The organism is Geodermatophilus saharensis, from assembly GCF_900188205.1.
In the GTDB taxonomy this organism is placed as follows: Bacteria; Actinomycetota; Actinomycetes; order Mycobacteriales; family Geodermatophilaceae; genus Geodermatophilus; species Geodermatophilus saharensis.
On sequence record NZ_FZOH01000001.1, the window covers coordinates 468,549 to 486,719 of the forward strand.

Consider the following 18,171-nt stretch of genomic DNA (forward strand, 5'->3'; position numbering starts at 1 on the left):
GGCGCCTGCGTGCGGCACGGCCGGCGCCCTGACACGATCCTCGGGTGGCCGAGAGCGAGACGACGTCGTCCGGGATCCGCGACCGCGTGACCTCGCTGCTCACCGAGCTCGGCGTCACCCAGCCGGTGCTGTCGGTCGCCGACCTCACCGCGCGCCTCGGCGTGGTGCAGGGCGTGCTGGCCGACCGGGTCCTCGACCTCGCCGTCACCGAGAGCGGCCGCCGCCGGCTGCGCGCGGAACTGCGCGGCCGGCGCTGGGCCGAGGAGCGGAAGGTCGGCGTCCCGGAGGTGCTCGCCGCCGCCGAGGACGGCCGCTGGCTGCTGTCGCGCCGGGTCCACCCCGGGCCCTCCGGCGGGCAGCGGTGGACGGCGGCGGCGGTGGAGACGGCGGTGCGCATCGCGCCGCTGCCGGTCCCGCCGGGCCAGCCCTGGTCACCGCCCGCGGGTCCCGCGCTGCGCCGGGCGCGGTCGACGGTCGGCGACACCGGCCGGCTGCTGCGCGGCGGCCTGCGGCTGGGCGAGCTGCGCGCCGTCCGCGCCGCCGCGGCCCAACTGCCGCTGTCGGAGGTCGGTCACGGCGACTACCGCGCGGCCAACCTCGTCCTCGACGGCGACGCGCCCGAGGGCGAGCCGCGCCTGGTCGTCCTCGAGTGGTCCGGGGTGCGCGCCGCGCCCCGCCACCGCGACCTGCTGACGCTGTGGGCCACCACCCCCGGCGCGCAGGACCGGGCGCAGGTCGGCGAGGTCGTGCTCTCCCGCACCGCCGGCTGGGAGGAGCCCGACGTGGGCCTGCTGTGGCACGCGGTGGCCCTCGAGCAGCTGGTGGCCCGGCTGACCCGCGCCGACCGCGGCGACGGGCTCGACGTCGCCTTCGCCCGCGCCCGCCTCGACGAGGCGCGCCGGATGGCCGAGGAACTCGGCAGCCCGGTCGCGCGGTGATGGAACGGCCTCCTCGCAGGGGCCCGCGCCGAGCCTGCGAGCCGTGGGGGGCGAGGTGGTCCTTCCTTCAGGCGGTGGGGTCGATCTCCTCCGGGTCGCGGCCCAGCAGCACGGCCACCTGGTCGACGACGACGTCGCGCACCAGGTCGGCGAGGTCGTCGCGGTCGTGCGCCCGGATCTCCAGCGGCCGCCGGTAGACGACGATCCGCGCCGGCACGTCCCGGCCGTCCTCGCGGTGGGCGGGCAGCACCCGCGCCAGCGGCACCGTGGCGTCGTCGAGGACGTCGGGGTCGAGGACGACCTCGTCGGGGCTGGTGTGGTCGACCCACGGCACGTCCTCGACGGCGAACTCCACGCCGGCCAGCTCGCGCTCCCAGCGCCGCTCGATGTCCTCGACCGCGTCCAGGACGAGGTCGTCGAACTGCTCGGCGCGGCTGCGCGACAGCGGCACCTCGTCGGGGACCAGGCGTCCGCGCAGCCCCCGGCCGTGCCGGTCGCGGCGGGAGCGGGGCGGGCCGGCGGAGGGGCGCGGGGCGGGTCGGCTCATGGCGGGGCGAGCGTACGGCGCGCCGGACCGGACGGGCAGCGCGCGCGGCGGGCGGTCGGCGGCGCCCCCGGTCCCGCCTGCGGCGACCCGGTGGCGGGGCGCGCGGGGACGTCGGGTTGGATGGGAGAGGAGGGGCTGGCGAGCGGTGCGCCTGCTCGCCGCGGTCCCCGCACGCGGCTACTGTGCCTCGCGTGAGGAACCGGTGGTGAGGCAGTCACGTCGCTGCTCGCGCAGCGGCTGCGCGCAACCGGCGGCGGCGACCCTGACCTACGTCTACGCCGAGTCGACCGCCGTCGTCGGCCCGTTGGCCACGTTCTCCGAACCGCACAGCTACGACCTCTGCGAGTTCCACGCCGAGCGGCTCACCGTGCCGCGGGGCTGGGAGGTCGTCCGGCACGAGATCGACGTCGAGGACTCCGGCCCGACCGGGGACGACCTGCTCGCGCTGGCCGACGCCGTCCGGGAGGCGGCCCGCCCCGAGCCCCCGCGCGCCCCGGCCGACGACGGCCGCGGCACCCGCCGCGGCCACCTGCGGGTCCTGCCCGACCTGGACTGAGGAAGGACCCCGCTGCCCCCCACCGCTCGCACGCTCGCGGCGGGCCCCTGCAGCGGGCCGATAAGGTCCTCCGGGACCGGGGGCAGCACCCGGCCAGTCCAGGCGAGGGTGGGCAGTGGCAGGTCTGTCGTCGATCATCAAGGCCTACGACGTCCGGGGCGTGGTCCCCGACGAGTGGGACGAGGACGTCGCACGGCGCATCGGCGCCGCGTTCGCCGAGTTCGTGGTGACCGAGAGCGGCGCGACCGGCGTCGTCACCGCCCACGACATGCGCCCCTCCTCGGTCCCGCTCTCGCGGGCCTTCGCCGAGGGCGTCCTCTCCCGCGGCGTCGACGTCGTCGAGGCGGGGCTGGGCTCCACCGACCTGCTGTACTTCGCCGCCGGGTCCCTCGACGTGCCGGGCGCGATGTTCACCGCCAGCCACAACCCCGCGCAGTACAACGGCATCAAGCTCTGCCGCGCCGGCGCCGCCCCGATCGGGCAGGACTCGGGGCTGGCCGCCATCCGCGAGTGGGCCGAGCGGGACCGCTACGAGCGGGTGCCCGACCGCACCGCGACGACGACCCGGCGCGACCTGCTGCCCGCCTACGCCGCGCACCTGCGCTCGCTGGTCGACCTGTCGCACAGCCGGCCGCTGCGGGTCGTCGTCGACGCCGGCAACGGCATGGGCGGGCACACCGTGCCGGTGGTCCTCGACGGGCTGCCCCTCGACGTCGTCCCGCTGTACTTCGAGCTCGACGGCACCTTCCCCAACCACGAGGCCAACCCGCTGGACCCGGCCAACCTCGTCGACCTGCAGGACGCCGTCCGCCGCGAGGGTGCCGACATCGGCCTGGCCTTCGACGGCGACGCCGACCGCGTGTTCGTCGTCGACGAGCGCGGCGAGCCGGTCAGCCCCTCGGCGGTCACCGCGCTGGTCGCCGTCCGGGAGCTGGCCAAGGGCCGCGGGACCACGGTGATCCACAACCTGATCACCTCCCGCGCGGTGCCCGAGATCGTCCGCGAGCACGGCGGGCAGCCGGTGCGCACCCGCGTGGGGCACTCGTTCATCAAGGCCGAGATGGCCCGCACCGACGCCGTGTTCGGCGGCGAGCACTCCGCGCACTACTACTTCCGCGACTTCTGGCGCGCCGACACCGGGATGCTCGCCGCCATGCACGTGCTCGCCGCGCTCGGGGAGCAGGGCCGGCCGCTGTCGGAGCTGACCGCCGCCTACAGCCGCTACGCCGCCTCGGGGGAGATCAACTCCACCGTCGACGACGCCGCCGGGCGCACCGCCGCCGTCCGCGAGGCGTTCGAGGCCGACGGCGCGCGGTTCGACGAGCTCGACGGGCTGACCGTCGACCTCCCCGACGGCTCCTGGTTCAACCTGCGGGCGAGCAACACCGAGCCGCTGCTGCGGCTCAACGTCGAGGCGCCCGACCGGGCGCGGATGGAACGGCTGCGGGACCGAGTGCTGGAGATGGTGCGCGCATGACCGCTGCAGGCCCGCTCGGGCTGGACCCGGTGCTGCTGGGGATCCTCGCCTGCCCCGACACCCACCACAGCCCGCTCACCGTCGACGAGACGGCCGGCGAGCTGGTGTGCGCCACGTGCGGCCGCGCCTACCCGGTGCGCGACGGCATCCCGGTGCTGCTGCTCGACGAGGCGCGGCACCGGCCGGTGGGCGCCGAACGGCACCCCGACGGCGGACCGGCGACGCCGTGACCTCGCCCGAGCTGGCCGAGGAGGTCCTCGACGACCCCGAGGTGCTGCGCGCCCGCGACCCGCGCGGCCTGCTGCCGGCCGTCGCCGGTGCCGGCGCGCAGGTCCGCGAGACCTCGCGGCTGCTCGACGAGGCCGGGCTGGAGACGGTCACCGGGGGAGGCCGCCCGCGCGGGCTGGTGATCGTCGCCCGCCGCGAGGGGGCCGTGGCCGCGTCGGTGCTGCGCGCGCTGCTGGGCCCGTCGAGCCCGGTCACCGTCGACGTCGTCCCCGGGCCCGACCTGCCGGTGTGGACCGGCCCGACCGACGTCGCCGTCGTCGCCACCCGCACCGGCGCCGGCCGGTACGCGGTCACCCCCGCCTACGAGGCCGCCCGGCGCGGCGTGACCCTGCTCGGCATCGGCGCCGAGGACGCCCCGCTGCGGGCGGCCTGCTCGACGGCGCGGATGCCCTACGTGCCGCTGCCGCGCTCGCGGGTCCGGCACACCACCTTGTGGTCGCTGCTGACGCCGCTGCTGCGGCTGGCCACCGACCTCGGGCTGCTGCGGCCGGAGGTGGCCGACCCGGCGGCGATCGCCGAGGCCCTCGACGAGATCGCCGTCGAGTGCGGGCCGACGCAGGAGTCCTTCGTCAACCCGGCCAAGACCCTCGCCCTCGAGCTGCTCGACGCCTTCCCGGTGATCGCCGCCGAGGGGCCGCTGGCCGACACCGTCGCCGACCGCTTCGCCGACCAGCTCGCCACCCTCGCCGGCCTGCCCAGCAGCGGGTTCCGGCTGCCCGACCAGCGGGTGGCCGCCTGCGCCGTCCTGTCCGGGCCGCTGGCCGCCGGCGACCCCGACGACTTCTTCCGCGACCGCGCCGAGGACACCGGCCGGCGGCTGCGGCTGCTCACCGTCCGCGACACCGACGCCGCCCACCACGACGGCGCGGGGGAGCGCGAACCGCGCTCGGCGCAGGAGGCGATGGCGGAGGTGCTGCGCACCGCGGCCAGCGGCAACGTCCCGGTCAGCGGCCTGGCCGAGCACGGCGACCCCGACCGCCACGGCCGGCTGCCCCGCCTGGCGCGGCAGCTGGCGGTCGCCGACTTCAGCGCCGTCTACCTGGCCCTCGCCCTCGACCAGGAGCGGGCACTGCGCCGCTGAGCGCACCGGCGACCCCCGTCGCCGGGAGGTCCTCCGGACGTGCGCGTTCCGACCCGGCGCCTCCGGGTACTGGCACCCGGACCGCTCACCGACTGGAAGGACCTCCCGTGGCCGGTGGACTCGTGGCCCTGTTCGACGACGTGGCGCTCATCGCCCGCGCCGCCGCTGCCTCCATCGACGACGTCGGCGCCGCCGCCGGGCGGGCCGGCGTGAAGGCCGCCGGCGTCGTCGTCGACGACACCGCCGTCACACCGCAGTACGTGCGCGGGCTGTCCGCGGAGCGCGAGATCCCGATCATCCGGCGCATCGCCGTCGGGTCGCTGCGCAACAAGCTGCTGATCATCCTCCCGGCGATCCTGCTGCTCAGCGAGTTCCTGCCGTGGCTGCTCACCCCGATCCTCATGGTCGGTGGCGCCTACCTGTGCTACGAGGGCGCCGAGAAGATCTGGCACCGGCTCCGGGGCGGCCACGACCACGCCACCGTCGAGGAGGCGGCGCCGGACGAGGAGAGCCTCGTCCGCGGGGCGGTGCGGACCGACCTCATCCTGTCGGCGGAGATCATGGTGATCTCGCTCAACGAGGTGGCGAGCGAGGGGTTCTGGTCCCGCGCGGCCATCCTCGCGGTGGTCGGCGTGCTCATCACCGTCCTCGTCTACGGCGTCGTCGCGCTCATCGTGAAGATGGACGACGCGGGACTGCGCCTGTCGCGGTCGCAGCGCAAGGGCGTGGCCGGGCTGGGCCGCGGGCTGGTCAAGGCCATGCCCAGGCTGCTCACCGCCCTCACGGTGATCGGCACCGTCGCGATGCTGTGGGTCGGTGGCCACATCCTGCTCGTCGGCAGCGACGAACTCGGCCTGCACGCCGTGTACGGCTTCGTGCACCACCTCGAGGAACTGGCGCACGAGGCCACCGGGGCCCTCGGCGGGGTCGTGGGCTGGCTGGTCAACACGGCGGCCAGTGCGGTCGTGGGGCTCGTCGTCGGCGCGCTCGTCGTGCTCGTCCTGAGCCTGACGCTGCACCGGCGCAAGGACCCCGCCGCCCCCGGGACGACGACGCACTGACCGGCGGTCCGCCTCCTTCGAGGGGGAGGCGCGAGCGGACCGTCCGCGCCGACCCCGCGCGCCAGTAGCCTCCACGCCGATGTGGCAGCTCAGCAGCGCGGTCAGGCACTACCCGTGGGGTAGCCGCACCGTCATCCCCGAACTGCTCGGCCGGCCCAGCCCGGCCGAGGAGCCCTACGCCGAGCTCTGGATGGGGGCGCACCCCGACCAGCCGAGCGTGCTGGCCGACGGCCGCCCCCTCGACGCGGCGATCAGCGCCGACCCCGACCGGCTGCTCGGGCCGGCGGTCGTCGAGCGCTTCGGTCCGCGGCTGCCGTTCCTCATGAAGGTGCTCGCCGCCGACCGGCCGCTGTCGCTGCAGGCCCACCCCACCATGGCGCAGGCGCGTGCCGGGTACGCCGCCGAGGAGGCGGCCGGCGTCCCGAAGGACGACCCGGCGCGCACGTTCAAGGACCCGTGGCACAAGCCGGAGCTGCTGCTCGCGCTGACCACCTTCGAGGCCCTCTGCGGCTTCCGGCCGGTCGAGGAGTCGCTCCACTGCCTGGCCAAGCTGCAGCTGCCCGAGCTCAAGCCGACGATCGCGGCGCTGGCGCGCGGGGGCCTGCAGGCGGCCATCCCGCAGCTGCTGGCGCTGTCGGGCAAGCGGCGCACGCACCTGGTCGAGGTCGTCGCCCACCGGGCGGCCGGCTTCGTCGCCGCCCACGACCCGGAGTTCATCAACACCTACCGCTGGGCCACGACGCTGGCCGAGGCCTACCCGGGCGACCCGGGCGTGGTCATCTCCCTGATGTGCAACCACCTCAAACTGGCCCCCGGTGAGGCGGTGTTCCTGCCGGCGGGCAACCTGCACGCCTACCTGTCCGGCGCCGGCGTCGAGGTCATGGCCAGCTCCGACAACGTGCTGCGCGGCGGGCTGACCAGCAAGCACGTCGACCTCGCCGCGCTCATCGAGGTCCTGGACTTCTCCGACGGCAAGATCCCGGTCCTGCACCCGGTGCTGGGGCCCGGGGGGCTGCGCTACCCCGTGCCGGTCGACGACTTCGACCTCACCCGCGTCCAGCTCGACGAGCAGGCCGGCCCGCTGGGCACCCGGGGCCCGCAGGTGGTGCTCTGCACCGAGGGCCGCGCGGTGCTCGCCGGCGCCGACGGCGAGGTGGTGGTCGAGCGCGGCCAGTCGGCGTTCGTGCCGGCCGGCGTCCCGGTCACCGCCCACGGCCCGGCGGTGCTCTACCGGGCCACCACCAACCTGCGGTGACCCGGGGTCCCGGACCGACCCGGGACCCCGTCCCGGCCGTGCCCGTGACGGTGGTCGTGGTCACACCGGTGTACGCGGGGAACGGCACAGGACAGGATCTCGGGACGTGAGCGCCTGTCGTCCCCCGTCCCGCCGGCTCAGCGGCCCCGCGCCCGTCGACCCCGAGCGCACCGGCCGCACCCCTGCCGCGCACCGGGGGAGCCGGTGACCGCGTCGACGTACGACGACGAGGCCCGCGCGACGGTCGTCGAGCCGGAGGACCGCCCGGCGCCGTCGGTCCCCCCGCGGGTGGGGTCCGCCCGCCGCCGCCGGGTGCCGGAGTGGCTGGTCGCGCTGGCCGTGGGCGCCGTGACGTGGCTGCTGGGCTGGATCCCGTACCTGCTCGGCGAGTTCGTCTACTACGCCGGGGACCAGTACGACCAGAACATGCCGATGTGGCACCGCTTCGGCGAGGACCTGCTGGCCGGGCGGTGGCCGGTGCCCATGGACCCGGCCGGGTGGATGGGTGGCAACAACGCCGGGGAGGCCCTGACCGGGATCTGGAACCCGGTCAACCTGGCCAACTTCGTCCTGGTCTCGTCCTTCGACGACCTCGTGCTGGCCGCCGCCGTCGTCTCGATCGAGTTCCTCGGGCTGCTCGCGATGGGGACCTTCCTGCTCGCCCGCAGCCACGGCGCGCACCGCTGGCCGGCGGCGGCGGTGGGCGTCGCCGTCCCCTTCTCCGGCTTCGCCCTGTTCTACGAGGCCGGGGGCTGGCCCTACCACCTGATGGCCTTCACCTGGGTCACCTGGTTCTGGTGGGCGGCGCACCGCCACACCCGGGGACGGCTCACCCCGCTCGTGGCCATCGCCTTCGGCGCCCTCGCCATGACGACCGGCAGCCCGTACGGCGCCTGCGGGGTCGTCGTCGTGCTCGTCGGCCTGGGGGTGGACCTGCTGGTCCGGCGCCGGTTCGGCCGGCTGGCCCACCTCGCGGTGGTGGGCCTGTGCGTCGGCGCGGTGGCGCTGCCGGTCTACCTGCCGCTGCTGGCCACCAGCGAGGTCTCCTGGCGCTCCGGGCTGGCGGCCCTGGCCAACGACACCTTCCTCGTCCCCGACCTCGGCGACCTCGTCGCCGGCAGCTCACCGAGCTACCTGCCCTCGATGACGTACTGGGAGGGCGTCCTCGAGACCCGGCCGTCGGTCTACCTCGCGTGGTTCGTCCTGCCGCTGCTGCCGTGGCTGCGGTGGGACCGGCTGCGCCGTCGCCTGCGTCCTCTGGTGGGGACGGTGGTGACCGGGGCCGTCTTCCTGGTGCTCACGCTGGGCCCGTCCAACCTCTGGCTGTTCCGCTGGCCGATCCGCTTCGTCGACTACCTCTACCTGTCGGTGGCGGTCCTGTTCGCCGTCGCGCTGTCGGCGGGGCTGGCCACCGACGCCTGGCGCCGGCGGGCCGTCGCCAGCACCGCGATCGTCGGTGGCGGGACGTACCTGGCGTGGGCGGTGCAGCCGTCGGGGCTGGGCGGGACCCACCTCACCGCGCTGGCGCTCGTCGCCGCCGGCACCGCCCTGGCCGTCCTCGCCCACCACCGGCGTGGCCTGCCGGCGCTGGGGGCCGTCCTGGTCGTCGGGACCGCGGCCGTCCTCGCCCTGCAGGGCGCCACGTTCCCCTACCGGGAGGACGGCGTGCTGTGGCGGGCGCCCTCCGACGTGAGCGCCATGCAGCAGGGCGCCGCCCCCTACCAGGGGACGGTGCTGCAGGTGGCCACGATGAACGGCGTCACGACCGGGCAGATGCGCCGCGGCGAGCTGCTGTTCGGCAACATGCAGCAGCTGGTCGGGCACGAGACGATCGGCAGCTACACCGGGATCGGGTTCGCCGAGTTCGGCACCGAGCTGTGCATGGGCTACCGCGGCGAGCCCTGTGCCGACGCGTGGGACCGGCTGTGGCAGCCCACCGGGGAGGGCGTCCCCGTGCCGCTGGTCGACGCGCTGCGGGTGTCCACCCTCGTCGTGCAGCGCGTCCTGGTGCCCGACATCGCCGACACCCCGCCGCCGCCCGGCTGGGCCGTCGCCGAGGTCAGCGACGTGCGCGTGGTCTGGGTGCGCGAGCAGCCGCTGACCGGCGAGGGGCGGGTGTCGTGGGCGGCACCGGGCGTCACCGTGGTCGAGGACACCGCCCGGGCCGACCGCGAGGTCGTCGGCTACCGGGCCGACGCGGCCGGGGAGGTGCTGTTCGCCCGGCTGGCCTGGCCGGGGTACGGGGCCACCGTCGACGGCCGGCCCGTCGAGGTGACCGACGGGCCGGCCGGCCTGGTCAGCGTCGAGGTCCCGGCCGGGGAGCACGAGCTCGTCCTCCGGTACGAGACCCCGGGGCTGCGGACCGGCGCCCTCGCGGCGCTCGCCGCGGGCGTCGTCGCCTCGGTGCAGGCCGTCGTCTGGTGGGCAACGGGGCGCCGGCGCCGCGGACGCCGCTGACGGTCCGCCCCGGGCGTGGCGCCCACGCCGGCGGCCGGGTCCGGCCTAGCGTCGGGACTCCCCGCTTCCCGGGAGTCCCGTGCACCCGCGTTCCCGTCCCGTCCCGCGCCGCCTCCTGGTCACGGCGCTCGCCGTGGTCGTCGGCAGCGGGCTCGCCGGCTGCGACGTCGCCGACGAGCCGGCGGCGGCCCCGCCCGGCACGGAGTCCAGCGCCCTGCAGGCGCTGGACTCCGTGCCGGTGCGCGGCCGGGCGCCGCGCACCGGCTACGACCGCGACGAGTTCGGCGAGGCCTGGGCCGACACCGACCGCAACGGCTGCGACACCCGCAACGACGTCCTCGCCCGCGACCTCACCGCGGTGCAGTTCCGGCCGGGCAGCGACTGCGTCGTCGTCTCGGGCACCCTGGCCGACCCGTACTCCGGCCGCACCATCGAGTTCCGCCGCGGCGAGGGCACCAGCGAGGCGGTGCAGATCGACCACGTCGTCGCGCTGTCGGACGCCTGGCAGAAGGGCGCGCAGCAGTGGGACGACGCCCGCCGGACCGAGTTCGCCAACGACCCGCTCAACCTGCTCGCCGTCGACGGGCCGCTCAACCAGGCCAAGGGCGACTCCGACGCCGCCACCTGGCTGCCCCCGTCCCGCTCCTACCGCTGCGCCTACGTCGCCCGGCAGGTCGCGGTCAAGCTCGAGTACGGGCTGTGGATGACCGCCGCGGAGCGTGACGCGGCCGCCTCGGTGCTGGGCACCTGCCCCGACGAGCCGCTGCCCGGCGGCGCCCCGCTGCCGGCCCAGCAGACGCCGCCGCCGGCGCAGCAGCCCTATCCCGACTGCGCCGCGGTCCGCGCCGCGGGTGCCGCGCCGATCCGCGAGGGCGACCCCGGGTGGAACCCGGCCCTCGACGGCGACGGCGACGGGGTCGGCTGCGAGTCCTGAGCCGCCGTCGCGCCGGCGGTATGGTGGACGACGGCACGAGCCCCGCCGAAGCCTCGGCATGCTCGCTCTCCCCGCCGTGCGCGGGGATCGCAGCGAACACGCATCCGACAGCACCCGGCCTCGCGACCGGGCCGATCCCTGGAGCGACATGACCAGCACCCTGACCGACGGCGACTTCAAGGTCGCCGACCTCACCCTGGCCGGCTTCGGCCGCAAGGAGATCTCCCTCGCCGAGCACGAGATGCCCGGCCTGATGGCGCTGCGCACGGAGTACGGCGACGCCCAGCCGCTGGCCGGCGCCCGGATCGCCGGCTCGCTGCACATGACCGTGCAGACCGCCGTCCTCATCGAGACCCTCGTCGCGCTCGGCGCCGACGTCCGCTGGGTCTCCTGCAACATCTTCTCCACCCAGGACCACGCCGCCGCCGCGATCGTCGTCGGCGAGGGCACCCCCGAGCAGCCCACCGGCGTGCCGGTGTTCGCCTGGAAGGGCGAGACGCTGGAGGAGTACTGGTGGTGCACCCAGCGGCTGTTCGAGTTCCGCGACGAGGACGGCACCGTCGTCGGCCCGAACATGCTGCTCGACGACGGCGGTGACGCCACGCTGCTGGTGCACCTGGGCACCCGCTTCGAGGCCGAGGGCGCCGTCCCGGAGACCACCGGGTCGGACTCCGAGGAGTACGGCGTCATCCTCGCCGCGCTGCGGGAGAGCCTGGCCGGCGACGCCGGCTACTGGACCCGCATCGGCCAGGGCATCCGCGGCGTCACCGAGGAGACCACCACCGGCGTCATGCGGCTCTACGAGCTGGCCCGCGACGGCCGGCTGCTGTTCCCGGCGATCAACGTCAACGACTCGGTCACCAAGAGCAAGTTCGACAACCTCTACGGCTGCCGGCACTCGCTCATCGACGGCATCAACCGCGCCACCGACGTCATGATCGGCGGCAAGGTGGCCGTGGTCTGCGGCTACGGCGACGTCGGCAAGGGCTGCGCGGAGTCGCTGCGCGGCCAGGGCGCCCGGGTGATCGTCACCGAGATCGACCCCATCAACGCGCTGCAGGCGGCGATGCACGGCTACGAGGTGGCCACGCTCGACGAGGTCATCGGCAAGGCCGACTTCATCATCACCGCCACCGGCAACCGCGACGTCATCACCGCCGAGCAGCTCGGCCGGACCAAGCACCAGGCGATCGTGGGCAACATCGGCCACTTCGACAACGAGATCGACATCGCCGGGCTGGCCCGCACCCCGGGCATCGAGCGGACCACCATCAAGCCGCAGGTCGACGAGTGGCGGTTCGCCGACGGCCACACGATCATCGTGCTCTCCGAGGGCCGGCTGCTGAACCTGGGCAACGCCACCGGGCACCCCAGCTTCGTCATGAGCGCCTCGTTCTCCAACCAGGTGCTCGCCCAGATCGAGCTGTGGGGCAACCGCGCCGCCTACGAGGGCCGGGAGCCGTCGGTCACCGTGCTGCCGAAGAAGCTCGACGAGCACGTGGCGCGGCTGCACCTCGGCGCGCTCGGCGTGCGGCTCACCGAGCTGACCAAGGTGCAGGCCGACTACATCGGGGTGCCGGTCGAGGGTCCCTACAAGAGCGACCACTACCGCTACTGAGGAACGGCCCCGCTGCCCCCCACCGCTCGCAGGCTCGCGGCGGGGCACTGCAGCGGGGCCGTTCCAGGACGTCACCGAGGGGCGCCGGACCGGCACGCCGGTCCGGCGCCGCCGTGATCGGCCCGTGACGTCGCAGAATGGTCACGTGCCTCCGACCGCAGCGAACAACGGGCCCAGTCGCGGCCGCGTCCTGGTCGTCGACGACGACGCCGCCCTCGCCGAGATGCTCGGCATCGTGCTGCGGCGGGAGGGCTACGACCCCGCCTTCGTCTCCGACGGCAACCGGGCGCTGTCGGTGTTCCAGCAGACCCGGCCCGACATCGTCCTGCTCGACCTCATGCTGCCCGGCCGCAACGGGCTGCAGATCGCCCAGGACATCCGTGCCCAGTCCACCGTCCCGATCGTCATGCTCACCGCCAAGGGCGACACCATCGACGTCGTCCAGGGCCTCGAGGCCGGCGCCGACGACTACGTGACCAAGCCGTTCAAGCCGGTCGAGCTGGTGGCCCGGGTGCGCGCGCAGCTGCGCCGCGGCGAGACCGGGCAGGCCGAGACGCTGGCCATCGGCGACGTGCAGATCGACGTCCCGGCCCACCAGGTGACCCGCGACGGCCAGGCGATCGCGCTCACCCCGCTGGAGTTCGACCTGCTGGTGGCGCTGGCCCGCAAGCCCCGCCAGGTGTTCACCCGCGAGCTGCTGCTCGAGCAGGTGTGGGGCTACCGCCACGCCGCCGACACCCGGCTGGTCAACGTCCACGTGCAGCGGCTGCGCGCCAAGATCGAGCGCGACCCCGAGAAGCCCGAGATCGTGCTGACCGTCCGCGGGGTGGGCTACAAGGCCGGCCCACCGTGAGCCGCGCCCCGCGGGTGCGCCGGTGAGCACCACCGAGCGGGCCGCCTCCGCCGCGGAGGACACCGGGGACACCGGTGTCCCCGCGCCGGCCGCACCGCGCCCGGCCCGGCGGCTGCCGCGCGACCTGCCCACGCTGCGGCGCGGCGTGCGCCGGCGGGCCGGGCGGGCCCGGCGGGCCGGGCGCGCGCTGCTGGCCGCCGCGGTCTCGGCCTGGCGGTCCTCGCTGCACGTGCGCATCGGCGCGATCACGATGGTGGTGGCCGGCACGGTCGTCGTCATCGTGAGCCTGGTGCTGTTCAGCCAGATCCGCACGCAGCTGCTCACCGTCAAGGAGCAGGCGGCCATCGACCAGGTGCAGTCGGGCGTCTTCTACGCCCAGACCGAGGTGGTCGGCATCGCCGCCGGGGACGCGGCGAGCGTGCGGACGACGCTGGACCGCACCGTCAAGCAGCTGCTTACCCGGGGCGGGTCGGCCGGCAGCTTCGACGTCGTCATGGTCTACCGCACCGGCGACACCGAGCGGCCGCCGGCGTCCAGCCGGCCCGGGATCTACCCGGCGCTGCCCGACGGGCTGCGCGCCGACGTCCGGGACGGCGGTCAGTCCTACCAGTACTGGCCGGTCCCCAACCGGTCCGGCCAGCCCCGGCCGACGCTGCTGGTCGGGTCGCAGGTCCCCGGCGGGGCGTCGTCGGCGGGCCAGATCGAGCTGTACTACGCCTTCCCCCTCGACCAGGAGGAGGAGACGCTCTCGCTGATCCGCAGCACCGTGGCGATCAGCGGCATCGCGCTGACCCTCTTCGTCGCGGGCATCGGGGTGCTGGTCACCCGGCTGGTGGTCGACCCCGTGCGCCGCGCGGCCGGCACCGCCCAGCGGCTGGCCGAGGGGCAGCTCGAGGAACGGATGGCCGTCCGCGGCGAGGACGACCTGGCCCGGCTGGCCACCAGCTTCAACGCCATGGCCGACAGCCTGCAGCGCCAGATCACCCAGCTGGAGGGCCTGTCGCAACTGCAGCAGCGCTTCACCAGCGACGTCAGCCACGAGCTGCGCACCCCGCTGACCACGGTGCAGATGGCCGCCGACGTGCTGCACGAGTCGCGCGGGGACTTCCCGCCGCACGTCGCCCGGTCGGCGGAGCTGCTGCACGAGGAGCTCGACCGGTTCGAGCGGCTGCTGTCGGACCTGCTGGAGATCAGCCGCTACGACGCCGGGGCCGCCGTCCTCGACTGGGCGCCCACCGACCTCGGGGTCCTCGTCGGGCGGGTGACCGACGGGATGTCGGCGCTGGCCGAGCGGCACGGCTGCGAGCTGCAGGTGACCTGCCCGCCCGACCCGGTGATCGCCGAGGTCGACGCCCGCCGGGTGGAGCGCATCCTGCGCAACCTGGTGGGCAACGCCATCGAGCACGGCAGCGGCAAGCCGGTCGAGGTGACGCTGGCGGCCAACCGGACGGCGGCCGCGGTGACCGTCCGCGACCACGGCGTCGGGCTGTCCTCGGCGGAGGCGCAGCACGTCTTCGACCGGTTCTGGCGGGCCGACCCCTCCCGCGTGCGCACCGTCGGCGGCAGCGGCCTGGGCCTGTCGATCAGCCTCGAGGACGCCCGGCTGCACGGCGGCTGGCTGCAGGTGTGGGGCCAGCCCGGGCTCGGCGCGCAGTTCCGGCTCACCGTCCCGCTCAGCGCCGGCGCCGACCTGACCAGCTCCCCGCTGCCCCTGCGCCCGACGATCGTGCGGCGGCCGGCGGTGCGGCGGTGAGACGGGGCCCGGCCGTCGTCGCCGCGCTCGTGCTGGGACTCCTCCCGGCCTGCTCCACCGTGCCCTCATCCTCGTCACCGGTGGCGATCACCGAGGCGCCGGCCCGGCCGGCCGGTGAGGTGGGCATCGAGCCGATCGGCCCGGCTCCCGACGCCCCGCCGGAGGAGATCGTGCGGGGCTTCGTCGACGCCGCGGCCAGCACCGTGCAGCGGCACCCGGTCGCCCGCGACCACCTGACCCCCGACGCCGCGGCCACCTGGTCCGACGAGACCGGTATCACCCTCGTCGGCGCCGACTACGCCACGGTCACCACCGACGCGGGCACCGTCGCCATGACCGGTGACCTGGTGGGCACCATCGACCCCCGCGGGGTGTTCACCGCGGCCTCCGGCACCGGGGTGTTCACCCACGAGTTCGCCCTCGCCGAGGTCGGCGGGCAGTGGCGGATCAGCAACCCGCCCGAGGGCCTGGTCATGCTCGTGCCCGACTTCGAGCGGCTCTACGACGACCTCGCCGCCTACTTCGTCGACCCGACCGGGCAGCGGGTGGTGCCCGACCCGCGCTACCTGCTCGGCGGCGAGGCCCAGCCGACGACGCTGGTGCAGCGGCTGATCGACGGCCCGTCGCCGGCCCTCGCCGCCGGCGTCGACAACGCCCTCAGCGGCGTCACGCTGACGAGGGCGGTGACCGTCTCGGGGTCCACCGTCACCGTCGACCTCGCCGGCCTCGGCGACACCCTGCCCGCGCAGCTGTCGCAGCTGTGCGCCCAGCTGGTGTGGACCCTCGACCAGCTCGACGGCGTCAGCTCCGTGGAGATCACCACCAACGGCGACCCGCTGCCGCTGGAGGGCCCGCCGGCCGTGCAGCGCACCGACGACTGGGCCGCCTTCAGCCCCGAGTCGGTCCCCGCCGACGCCGACGGGCACTACCTCGACGCCGGCCGGCTGATGACCGTCGACGCCCAGCCCGCGCCCGGTCCGGCCGGCAGCGGCGCCTACGCCCTCACCGCCGCCGCCGTGTCGGCCGACCCGCGCACCAGCGCGCTGACCGACATGGTCGGCGTCTCGGTCGGCGGCGGGACGGCGTCCCTGCTGGCCGGCCGCTACGGCCAGGACCTCGCGCCGGTGCTGTCCGCGGGCCGGCTGTCGACGCCCACCGTCGCCGCGACCCGGTCGGAGTTCTGGGTGGTCCGCGACGAGACGACCGTGGTCCGGGTGCCCGCCGGCGGCTCGCCGCAGCCGGTCAACGCCCCCACCCTCGCCGAGCGCGGCCGGGCGACGGCGCTGCAGCTCTCGCCCGACGGGGTCCGCGCCGCCGTCGTCGTCCGCAACGGCGAGACCTCGGACCTGTACGTGGGCATCGTGGTGCGCTCCGACGACGGGTCGGTCGTCCTGCGCGACCTGCGCGAGGTCGTGCCGTCGCTGGGCGCGGTGTCCGACGTCGCCTGGCGGACGGCCGGCCGGCTCATGGTGCTCGCGGCCGACGGCGGGGAGGAGGGCGTGCGGCCCTTCCTCGTCGGCGTCGACGGCTGGGGGCTGGAGGAGGTGCCCACCGCCGGCCTGCCCAGCCCGCCCACGGCCCTGGCCGCCGCGCCGGGGCAGGACCCGCTGGTGAGCGCCGGCGGCTCGGTGTGGGAGCTGTCGGGCGGCACCTGGGTGACCCTCATCCGCGGCCAGCAGCCGGTGCCCGGCACCGAGCCGTTCTACCCCGTGTGAGGCCGGCGGCCGGCCCGTCCACAGATCGGCCGGTGCCCGCCCGCTCGGCGCCCGCCCGCCGCAGGGTGGGGCGGTGCGCGCGCTCGCGGCAGCCCTCGCCGACCTCGTCCTGCCGCGCACCTGCGCCGGCTGCGGCGTGCCCGGGCCGGTGCTGTGCCGGCGCTGCGGCGGCCTGCTGACCCGGCCGCGGGAGGCCACACCCCGGCGGGTGCCGTGGGGGATGCCCCCGACCGTGGCCGCCGGTGCCTACGCCGGGCCGGTGCGCCCGGCGGTGGTCGCCTTCAAGGAGCGCGGCCGGGCGGAGCTGGCCGGGCCGCTCGGCGCCGCGCTGGCACTCGCCGCCGGGGTGCACGCCGCGCTGCTGCCCGGCCGGCCGCTGCTGCTGGTCCCGGTGCCGCCGAGCCGGGCCGCGCTGCGGGCGCGCGGCCGCGACCACGTGCGCGAGCTCGCCGTCGCCGCGGTGGCCGAGCTGCGGGCGGCCGGCGTCGACGCCCGGCAGGCGCGCGTGCTGGCGCGCACCGGCCGGGTGCGCGACTCGGCCGGGCTCGGCGCCGCCGAGCGGCGGGCCAACCTCGCCGGGACCTTCACCGCACGGGCGGCCGCGGTGCCGCCCGGAGCGGTGCTGGTGGTCGTCGACGACGTCGTCACCAGCGGTGCGACGCTCACCCAGGCGGCCGCCGCGCTGGCCGCAGGGCGCCGCGGCGGCGACGTACCGCTGCTGGCCGCCGTGGTCGCCGCCACGCCCCGCCCGAGCCCCACGACCGGTGTCGTTCCGGCACCGACGGGGCCGTCGAGGAGGCCACAGCGAGACCCTCTCGATCGACTGTCCGCCCCTCCGGACTGCGACTAGCGTGGCATCGGTCACACCCGACGACCGGGAGGTCCTATGGAGATCGTGGTCCGTGGCCGCAACGTCGAGGTGCCGGAGCACTACCGGCAGCACGTGGAGGACAAGGTCGGCCAGCTCGAGCGGTTCGACGGCAAGCTGTCCCGCATCGACGTCGAGTTGTTCCACGAGAAGAACCCCCGACAATCCGCCAACTGCCAGCGCGTGGAGATCACCCTGCGCGGCAAGGGGCCGGTGGTCCGCGCCGAGGCCAGCGCGCCGGACTTCTACGCCGCCCTGGACCTGAGCTGCGCCAAGCTCGACAACCGCCTGCGCCGCGCCAACGACCGCCGGCGCGTGCACCACGGCCGGCGCACGCCGCCCAGCGTCCGTGTCTCCGCCGCCGACGCCGCCCCGCTGCAGACCCCGGCGGTGGGCGTCCCCGACCTCGACGAGCAGCTCGGCCAGCAGGTCGACGGCGAACCGCTGGTCACCGACCTCGACGAGCACCTGCCGGGGCGGATCGTGCGGGAGAAGCACCACCCCGCCACCCCGATGACCGTCGACCAGGCCCTGCTCGAGATGGAGCTCGTGGGGCACGACTTCTACCTCTTCCACTGCGCCGACACCGGCCGGCCGACCGTCGTCTACCGGCGGCACGCCTTCGACTACGGCCTCATCCGGCTGGTCGACCCGCCGATCGGCGAGGCCGGCGCCGCCGCGTCCGCCACCGCCCAGCCGGCCGCCGCCCCGCCGACCTCGACCGAGCCCACGGTCGTCCCGCGCTGACACCTCGCGGGGACCCGGCCGCG

16 protein-coding genes are annotated in these 18,171 nt (G+C 75.8%); 15 read left to right on the plus strand and 1 reads right to left on the minus strand.

What is annotated here, in order from left to right:
* Positions 1-44 precede the first annotated feature (44 nt).
* Complete coding sequence (locus CHC04_RS02265) at positions 45-938, plus strand: hypothetical protein (RefSeq protein ID WP_089402247.1); 894 nt, start codon at positions 45-47, stop codon at positions 936-938.
* 67 nt (positions 939-1,005) lie between these two features.
* On the opposite strand, the gene CHC04_RS02270 is transcribed toward CHC04_RS02265, so the two are convergent.
* Positions 1,006-1,485 (minus strand): metallopeptidase family protein, encoded by a 480-nt coding sequence (locus tag CHC04_RS02270; protein ID WP_089402248.1) that lies wholly within the window; start codon positions 1,483-1,485, stop codon positions 1,006-1,008.
* Positions 1,486-1,690: 205 nt separating this feature from the next.
* On the opposite strand from CHC04_RS02270, the gene CHC04_RS02275 reads away from it, so the two are divergent.
* The 14 genes from CHC04_RS02275 (at position 1,691) to hpf (ending at position 18,148) form a co-directional block, all read left to right on the plus strand.
* The gene (locus tag CHC04_RS02275; protein WP_089402638.1) at positions 1,691-2,041 is read left to right on the plus strand and encodes a DUF3499 domain-containing protein; all 351 of its coding nucleotides are present in this window, start codon (positions 1,691-1,693) and stop codon (positions 2,039-2,041) included.
* Between the two features lie 115 nt (positions 2,042-2,156).
* On the plus strand, positions 2,157-3,518 hold the full coding sequence (locus CHC04_RS02280) for a phosphomannomutase/phosphoglucomutase (RefSeq protein WP_089402249.1): 1,362 nt from the start codon (positions 2,157-2,159) through the stop codon (positions 3,516-3,518).
* Positions 3,515-3,748, plus strand: coding sequence for a Trm112 family protein (locus CHC04_RS02285; RefSeq protein WP_089402250.1), 234 nt, complete (start codon positions 3,515-3,517; stop codon positions 3,746-3,748). The genes CHC04_RS02280 and CHC04_RS02285 overlap by 4 nt, the downstream gene beginning before the upstream one ends.
* Positions 3,745-4,887, plus strand: a complete 1,143-nt coding sequence (locus tag CHC04_RS02290) for an SIS domain-containing protein (protein WP_089402251.1) — start codon at positions 3,745-3,747, stop codon at positions 4,885-4,887. The genes CHC04_RS02285 and CHC04_RS02290 overlap by 4 nt, the downstream gene beginning before the upstream one ends.
* A gap of 107 nt (positions 4,888-4,994) precedes the next feature.
* Complete coding sequence (locus tag CHC04_RS02295; RefSeq protein ID WP_089402252.1) at positions 4,995-5,948, plus strand: DUF808 domain-containing protein; 954 nt, start codon at positions 4,995-4,997, stop codon at positions 5,946-5,948.
* 79 nt (positions 5,949-6,027) lie between these two features.
* The gene (gene manA / locus CHC04_RS02300; RefSeq protein WP_089402253.1) at positions 6,028-7,203 is read left to right on the plus strand and encodes a mannose-6-phosphate isomerase, class I; all 1,176 of its coding nucleotides are present in this window, start codon (positions 6,028-6,030) and stop codon (positions 7,201-7,203) included.
* Positions 7,204-7,407: 204 nt separating this feature from the next.
* Positions 7,408-9,660: a YfhO family protein gene (locus CHC04_RS02305; protein ID WP_217897129.1), complete on the plus strand. Its 2,253-nt coding sequence runs from the start codon at positions 7,408-7,410 to the stop codon at positions 9,658-9,660.
* 79 nt (positions 9,661-9,739) lie between these two features.
* Positions 9,740-10,594 carry a GmrSD restriction endonuclease domain-containing protein gene (locus CHC04_RS02310; RefSeq protein WP_089402254.1) on the plus strand — a complete coding sequence of 285 codons (855 nt, stop codon included), beginning with the start codon at positions 9,740-9,742 and terminating at the stop codon, positions 10,592-10,594.
* A 148-nt stretch (positions 10,595-10,742) separates the two neighbouring features.
* Entirely contained in the window at positions 10,743-12,212 is a 1,470-nt protein-coding gene (ahcY, locus tag CHC04_RS02315) for an adenosylhomocysteinase (RefSeq protein ID WP_089402255.1), read from the plus strand.
* A gap of 145 nt (positions 12,213-12,357) precedes the next feature.
* Positions 12,358-13,065: an MtrAB system response regulator MtrA gene (gene mtrA, locus CHC04_RS02320; RefSeq protein ID WP_089402256.1), complete on the plus strand. Its 708-nt coding sequence runs from the start codon at positions 12,358-12,360 to the stop codon at positions 13,063-13,065.
* Positions 13,066-13,087: 22 nt separating this feature from the next.
* The gene (gene mtrB / locus CHC04_RS02325; protein ID WP_089402257.1) at positions 13,088-14,818 is read left to right on the plus strand and encodes an MtrAB system histidine kinase MtrB; all 1,731 of its coding nucleotides are present in this window, start codon (positions 13,088-13,090) and stop codon (positions 14,816-14,818) included.
* Positions 14,819-14,898: 80 nt separating this feature from the next.
* Positions 14,899-16,533 carry an LpqB family beta-propeller domain-containing protein gene (locus tag CHC04_RS02330; RefSeq protein WP_245816924.1) on the plus strand — a complete coding sequence of 545 codons (1,635 nt, stop codon included), beginning with the start codon at positions 14,899-14,901 and terminating at the stop codon, positions 16,531-16,533.
* Positions 16,534-16,606: 73 nt separating this feature from the next.
* The gene (locus tag CHC04_RS02335) at positions 16,607-17,383 is read left to right on the plus strand and encodes a ComF family protein (protein ID WP_245816925.1); all 777 of its coding nucleotides are present in this window, start codon (positions 16,607-16,609) and stop codon (positions 17,381-17,383) included.
* A gap of 36 nt (positions 17,384-17,419) precedes the next feature.
* The gene (hpf, locus tag CHC04_RS02340) at positions 17,420-18,148 is read left to right on the plus strand and encodes a ribosome hibernation-promoting factor, HPF/YfiA family (RefSeq protein WP_089402259.1); all 729 of its coding nucleotides are present in this window, start codon (positions 17,420-17,422) and stop codon (positions 18,146-18,148) included.
* The last annotated feature ends 23 nt before the right edge of the window (positions 18,149-18,171 follow it).

Bases quoted from the DNA above. Each gene is read 5' to 3' on its own strand.
- CHC04_RS02270 (WP_089402248.1), bottom strand. From the start codon at position 1,485: ATGAGCCGACCCGCCCCGCGCCCCTCCGCCGGCCCGCCCCGCTCCCGC.
- CHC04_RS02285 (WP_089402250.1), top strand. From the start codon at position 3,515: ATGACCGCTGCAGGCCCGCTCGGGCTGGACCCGGTGCTGCTGGGGATC.
- manA (WP_089402253.1), top strand. From the start codon at position 6,028: ATGTGGCAGCTCAGCAGCGCGGTCAGGCACTACCCGTGGGGTAGCCGC.
- ahcY (WP_089402255.1), top strand. From the start codon at position 10,743: ATGACCAGCACCCTGACCGACGGCGACTTCAAGGTCGCCGACCTCACC.
- hpf (WP_089402259.1), top strand. From the start codon at position 17,420: ATGGAGATCGTGGTCCGTGGCCGCAACGTCGAGGTGCCGGAGCACTAC.